At 62.2% G+C, this 5,630-nt stretch carries 6 protein-coding genes and 1 pseudogene; 4 read left to right on the forward strand and 3 right to left on the reverse strand.

Features of this window, described 5'->3' with window-relative positions; all coding sequences use genetic code 11:
* Nucleotides 1–193, reverse strand: a pseudogene (locus tag NW844_RS11465) (hypothetical protein); the annotation flags it as partial.
* A gap of 1 nt (nucleotide 194) precedes the next feature.
* On the opposite strand from NW844_RS11465, the gene minC reads away from it, so the two are divergent.
* The 4 genes from minC to NW844_RS11485 all read left to right on the forward strand — a co-directional run bounded on the left by minC (nucleotide 195) and on the right by NW844_RS11485 (nucleotide 4,587).
* Nucleotides 195–935: a septum site-determining protein MinC gene (gene minC / locus NW844_RS11470; protein ID WP_414335788.1), complete on the forward strand. Its 741-nt coding sequence runs from the start codon at nucleotides 195–197 to the stop codon at nucleotides 933–935.
* Nucleotides 932–1,738: a septum site-determining protein MinD gene (gene minD, locus NW844_RS11475; protein ID WP_414335781.1), complete on the forward strand. Its 807-nt coding sequence runs from the start codon at nucleotides 932–934 to the stop codon at nucleotides 1,736–1,738. The genes minC and minD overlap by 4 nt, the downstream gene beginning before the upstream one ends.
* 80 nt (nucleotides 1,739–1,818) lie before the next feature.
* Nucleotides 1,819–2,169 (forward strand): cell division topological specificity factor MinE, encoded by a 351-nt coding sequence (minE, locus tag NW844_RS11480; RefSeq protein WP_414335782.1) that lies wholly within the window; start codon nucleotides 1,819–1,821, stop codon nucleotides 2,167–2,169.
* 234 nt (nucleotides 2,170–2,403) lie between these two features.
* Nucleotides 2,404–4,587: a cation:proton antiporter gene (locus tag NW844_RS11485; RefSeq protein ID WP_414335783.1), complete on the forward strand. Its 2,184-nt coding sequence runs from the start codon at nucleotides 2,404–2,406 to the stop codon at nucleotides 4,585–4,587.
* On the opposite strand, the gene NW844_RS11490 is transcribed toward NW844_RS11485, so the two are convergent.
* Together NW844_RS11490 and plsY are read right to left on the reverse strand one after the other, a co-directional pair.
* Complete coding sequence (locus NW844_RS11490) at nucleotides 4,584–4,928, reverse strand: gamma-glutamylcyclotransferase (protein ID WP_414335785.1); 345 nt, start codon at nucleotides 4,926–4,928, stop codon at nucleotides 4,584–4,586. The two genes, NW844_RS11485 and NW844_RS11490, sit on opposite strands and share 4 nt — an antisense overlap.
* Before the next feature lie 36 nt (nucleotides 4,929–4,964).
* A complete protein-coding gene (gene plsY, locus NW844_RS11495) occupies nucleotides 4,965–5,576 on the reverse strand; it encodes a glycerol-3-phosphate 1-O-acyltransferase PlsY (protein ID WP_414335787.1) in 612 nt (203 codons plus the stop codon).
* Between the last annotated feature and the right edge of the window lie 54 nt (nucleotides 5,577–5,630).

Genomic DNA, 5,630 nt, shown 5'->3' on the forward strand with positions numbered 1-5,630 from the left:
GTAAAACCGGCAGCACAGGCAAGATCTCGATTTCGGTGCGCTGGGTTTGGGGGAGAGATTGCGCAGGCCAAGTGGAGCTGCCGGAGCTGACTAGGCCATGTTGAGCGATTTGGCCAAAAATTGCACCATACCCCTGGGGAAGAATGGAATAGGATGAGGCTCTATATTCGGGCAAATGTTCAGGCGCCGTCATGATGGGATCCCCTACATGGAACCCTGAAATCTCCCCGCTTACCCCATCTCCAGACTCCTGGGCTACGGGCAGTGTGTACTTTCGCTCGGATGCCCAAGGGATCCATCTGCACCTGCCCAGCACCCTGACCTGGGAAGAAGTTTGGGAGAACTTGGTGTGGCAGTTGCGCAGCCGCAAACCCCACTGGGCAGGAGTGGCCCCCCTGACCCTGTGGTGCCAAGGGCGAGAGCTGGACATGCCTGCCTTACAAATCCTTGCTGCCCTGTTGTCCCAGCATGGACTGCAACTGTGGCGCGTCCAAACCGGATCCCGCTCGACGGCGATTGCGGCGGCGACGCTGGGCTATTCTGTGGAACAATCTTCCCCCTTAGAGGCGATTCCCCCTGTCCCCCCGGATACCACCCCCCTCTACCTGCGATCCACAGTGCGCTCGGGAATGTCCGTGCGCCACCGCGGCTCGGTCTTCTTGCTGGGGGATCTCAACCCTGGCGGCGAGATCATTGCGGGCGGAGACATTTGGGTTTGGGGACGTCTGCGAGGGCTGGTGCATGCCGGCGCCGAGGGAGATAGGAGTGCTGTGATCTTGGCTTTGCAGTTGGAGCCGACTCAGTTGCGCATTGCCGATCAGGTGGCCCGTCCACCCGAGGGTGGATCCCCCCCCGACACGCCAGAGGTGGTTTACTTGCAGGAGGATGCCATCTGCATTGCCAGCCTTCAGGATTTTCTGCGGAGGGGGGTATGAGCCGAGTCATTGTCGTAACCTCTGGCAAAGGCGGGGTGGGCAAAACCACCCTAACGGCCAACCTGGGCACTGCCTTGGCGCGCTTGGGTCGCTCGGTGGTGGTGGTGGATGCCGACTTTGGCCTGCGCAACCTGGACTTGTTGCTGGGGCTGGAGAATCGGGTGGTGTACACGGCTCTAGAGGTGATTGCGGGGGAATGTCGCCTTGAACAAGCGTTGGTGAAAGACAAACGCACCCCCAATCTCTCGCTGTTGCCAGCAGCCCAAACCCGCAACAAAACGGCGGCCAACCCAGATCAGATGCGCCAGTTGATCGAGAAGCTGGCCGGCAGCCACGACTATGTGCTGATCGACTGCCCGGCAGGGATCGAACAGGGGTTTCGCAATGCCATCGCGGGGGCCGGCGAGGCACTCATCGTCACCACCCCGGAGGTGGCGGCAGTGCGGGATGCAGATCGCGTAGTGGGCTTGTTGGAAGCTGCACAAATTGCACCGACCCAGCTTATCGTCAACCGCCTGCGCCCCGATATGGTGGCAGCCGGCCAGATGATGTCGGTGGAAGACGTGGTGGAGGTGCTGGCCATCCCCTTGGTGGGTATCATTCCAGAAGACCGGGAGGTGATCGTCTCCACCAACAAAGGGGAGCCCCTAGTCCTCTCGGCCAACCCAACTCTGGCTGCTCAGGCCATCCAGCGCATTGCCCGACGGCTGGAAGGGGAGACGGTGGAATTCCCCAAGTTGGCCAGCTTGGGTGAGTCTTTCTGGGAAAAAGCCAAGCGGTTTTTAAACCAAAAGGTGCTTTGAATGGCTCTTCTGCCTGATTTGGATTGGGTTTGCCCATCCCCATTCGCCTTAACGACTGACTCCAGCTACCGCTAAGGCCCATGCTTCTCGATTTCTTAGATCAGCTTTTCTCCCGCCACTCCGGCAGCAGCCGCGAGCAGGCCAAGCAACGCCTGAAACTGATCTTGGCCCACGACCGCACCGACCTCACCCCGGCAGCCTTGGAAGCGATGCGGCTGGAGATTTTGGGGGTGGTGTCCCGCTATGTGGAGCTGGATGCGGAGGGGCTGCAATTTCACTTGGCGGCAGAAGGGGGGACGACGGCCCTGATCGCCAACCTGCCCATTCGTCGTGTCAAGCCCCTGGCGGAGGCCGGCCCCTGCCAAGAGGACAGCCTGCAACAGGGAGCTGCCCCCTCCGAGGGCGGCCATTTGAGTTCACCTTCGGCCTGAGCTACCCTAGACTCAAGGAGCAGTAACTTCAAGGTGTTACATAAAAGTGTTACATTCGGCCAGAGTTTGCCTGTTCGTCAAGATGCTTTCTCGCTGCTCCCACCTGTGTCTGTCCCGGCCCGGAGCGACTTGTAGTTGTTAACAGCCTGTTCATGTCAACCTTCTGTGGCCCCAACGCTAACCAAGACAGAACTGCTGGGACAGAGTTCTCGCTAAGGGAGGTTGAGCCTCGGCATGGAAAACTCCTTTGAGCTGACGATCCTGTTTACGCTGGCCCTAGTGGCCGGGATCGCAGCTCAAGTCCTGGCCAATTTTGTCAAGGTGCCCAGCATTGTTTTCCTGCTCCTGTTTGGGGTGCTGCTGGGCCCGGATGGCCTGAGCTGGGTTCACCCCCAGGTTATGGGATCCGGGCTGGAGGCGCTGGTGTCGTTGGCGGTGGCTCTGATCCTGTTTGAGGGGGGGCTGAACCTGCGGCTGCAACGCCTCAACCAAGTCTCCGATAGCCTGCGCAATTTGGTGTTGTTGGGATCCCTGCTGACCTTGGTGGGGGGAGCGGTGGCGGCCCACTATTTGGGGGAGTTTCCCTGGCCCCTGGCCTTTTTGTTCGGATCCCTGGTGGTGGTGACGGGGCCGACGGTGATTAACCCCATCCTGAAGCGGGTACGGGTCGATTCCGCCGTCAGCACCCTGCTGGAAGGGGAAGGGGTGCTCATCGATCCGGTGGGGGCCATCTTGGCGGTGGTGGTGCTGCAGGTGGTGCTTTCTGGCCACCCCAGCTTCCTCATGGCCTTGGAGCAGTTGTCCAGCCGCTTGGCCATTGGGTCGGCGGTGGGGGCGCTGGGGGGCTGGCTGATGGGATCCTTTCTGCTCTGGTCGCGGCAGTTTTTGACGGAGGAGCTGCGCAACTCGGTGGTGCTGGCGGGGGCGCTGGGGGTGTTTGCCCTGGCCCAGTCGCTGCGCTCCGAGGCGGGGCTGATGGCGGTGGTGATGGCGGGCCTGGTGGTGCGGCAGAAGGCGGCCATTGCCGAGCGGAGCGTGCGCCAGTTCCATGGCCAGTTGGTGGTGGTCGCTATCTCGGTATTGTTTATCCTGCTCACGTCCACCCTCTCTCTGAAGGCGGTATTTGCTCTGGGCTGGGGAGCGTTGGCCACGGTGCTCTGCCTGATGCTGGTGGTGCGCCCCTTGAGCGTGTGGCTGTGTACCTGGCGCAGCGACCTCAATTGGCGGCAGAAGCTGTTTGTGGCCTGGCTGGCCCCCCGCGGCATTGTGGCGGCTTCGGTGGCCTCTTTGTTTGCCATTTTGCTCACCGAGCGGGGCATTACCGGGGGAGATGCCCTCAAGGCGCTGGTGTTTTTGACCATCTCGCTCACGGTGACGGTGCAGGGGCTGACCGCCGCCTGGGTGGCCCGCTGGCTGGGCTTGGATCAGGGCAGTTCTACCGTGATCGTCGGCAACCATCCGCTGGTCGACCAGTTGGCCCAGTTGCTGCGCTCCCTCAACCAGGCGGTGGAGGTGCTGCCACTGCCGTCGGGATCCCGTCTGCGCGAGCCTGTCGGCCCAGCCGAGCTCAACGGCCACAAAGCCGGCCATACCTCAGGGCCCCAGCCCCCCACCAGCAATGGGCTCTCCAAAGCTCTGCCCGTTCGCGTCAGCGGGACGGAGTCCTTGGAGGAACCTGGCCAGGTGCTTCCCGGATCTTTGCAGGAAGCCGTGCTGAGCGAGTCAGCCTTCTTGAAAGCCGATATCGACCATGCGGAGACGCTGCTGATCCTGACTTTGGATCCCCAGATGAACTGGGCCATTGCCGAGTTGATGGTGAAGCTCTCGGTTTCCGCTGCCATCTGGACGGTATTGCTGCCGGAGATGCCCATCTCAGAAGGGATCCGCACCCTGCCGATCCCCTTTTCCCAACTGCAGCGCTGGGCCGGCTACCTGGAGGCCAACCGGGCCGAGTTGCGCTCGATCACCCTGCCCACCTTGGCGGATCTGGGTCTGAAGCCCCCCCAATTGACAGTGGCCTCGGCCCAGGAGTCGATCTCGGCGGCGCGCTCAGCTCTGCTCAACCCCTTTTCAGCCCAGATGGAAGTGGAGGATCCCACGTTGGAGCGGCTGCGGGATCAGTTTGCCTACCGCATCAAAGCCGATCTCTGCCTGCCTTTGTTGCTGGTGCGCCCGCAGCGCTTGGGGGGCTGGTTCCGGGAGGGAGGCGGATCGTCTCAACTGGGCCGGTTGTTTTACCTGCCTGAGCCGGACGTTTGGCGACGCGGAGATCGCATCTACTACCTGGAGCGCACGTCCAGCCCTGTAGAGGCCGCTGCTCCCTTTGCCAGAGAGTCGGATCCCCCGGAATGGGATCCACCCTCAGCCGAGTTACTGCCCCAGTATGTTGAGGGCGTCAAGCTCCACTTTGATCTCTAGGGATCTCGAGGCAGCCAGCGGCCACTGGGGATGAGCGAGCACCCCTGCACCTGCTTGGGCCGACCTAGGTATACCCAGGCCGAGGTGCCGCTCTCCAATTGCACCCACCGTCGTTCGTACAGCCGCGGGTGATCTTCCAGCTCGTCTAGGCGGGGTAACAGGCTCAAGGGAATGCGGTAGCGCTCGCCGTAGAGCCGATTTTGGCCAGGAACCGCCATCGGGTAGGGGCCGAGATCGTAGAGGTCGATGTGGTTGAGGCTGTCGGTTCCCAAAAACTCTGCTCCTTGCAGCAGGCTGTGGTACTGGCCACCCCGCAGCAGGGATCCGTAAACGAAAACCACTGTCGTCTGTTCCATCGTGCTCTGGGACAGGGTGAATTAGGGAGATTGGGCCAATTTTTGGCCGATGCGCGGCTCCGAGCCGGCCAGCAGGCGCTCGATGTTGCGTCGATGAGCCCCGATCACATACACTCCGCCCGCCAAGGCAAACAACACATAGGGCAGAGGCTGAGCCATTGCCCACATCAGCAGCGGGGCCACCACCGCCGCCAGCAAAGAGCTGAAGGAGACAATGCGGGTGAGGGCGATCCCCAGTAGCCAGACTCCGCAAGTGGCCAGCGCCACCGGCCAAGCCATAGCCAACAAGATCCCCAGGCTGGTGGCCACCGATTTGCCCCCCTTGAAGCCCAGCCAACAGGAGCGGCTATGGCCGATCACCGCCCCCAGGGCCGCTACGACCACCCACCACGGCGATCCCAAAGCCGATCCCAGGGCCACCGCTGCCGCCCCCTTGGCAGCATCCACCAGCAACACCAGCAGCGCCGGCCCCTTGCCCAGCGTCCGCAACACATTGGTTGCCCCCGTCGAGCCGGATCCCTGTTGGCGGAGGTCGATGCCGCCCCACCAACGGCCTACCCAGTAGCCGGTGGGGATGGATCCCAGGAGATAGCCCCCCAGCGCCGCCAGGAGAGCAGCAAACAATGTAGGCATGGCCGGATCTTGAACGCTCTTCCCTCACTTTGCCACATGGCTTGAGCTGCAACT

This window comes from Synechococcus sp. H55.2 (genome assembly GCF_047462495.1).
In the GTDB taxonomy this organism is placed as follows: Bacteria; Cyanobacteriota; Cyanobacteriia; order Thermostichales; family Thermostichaceae; genus Thermostichus.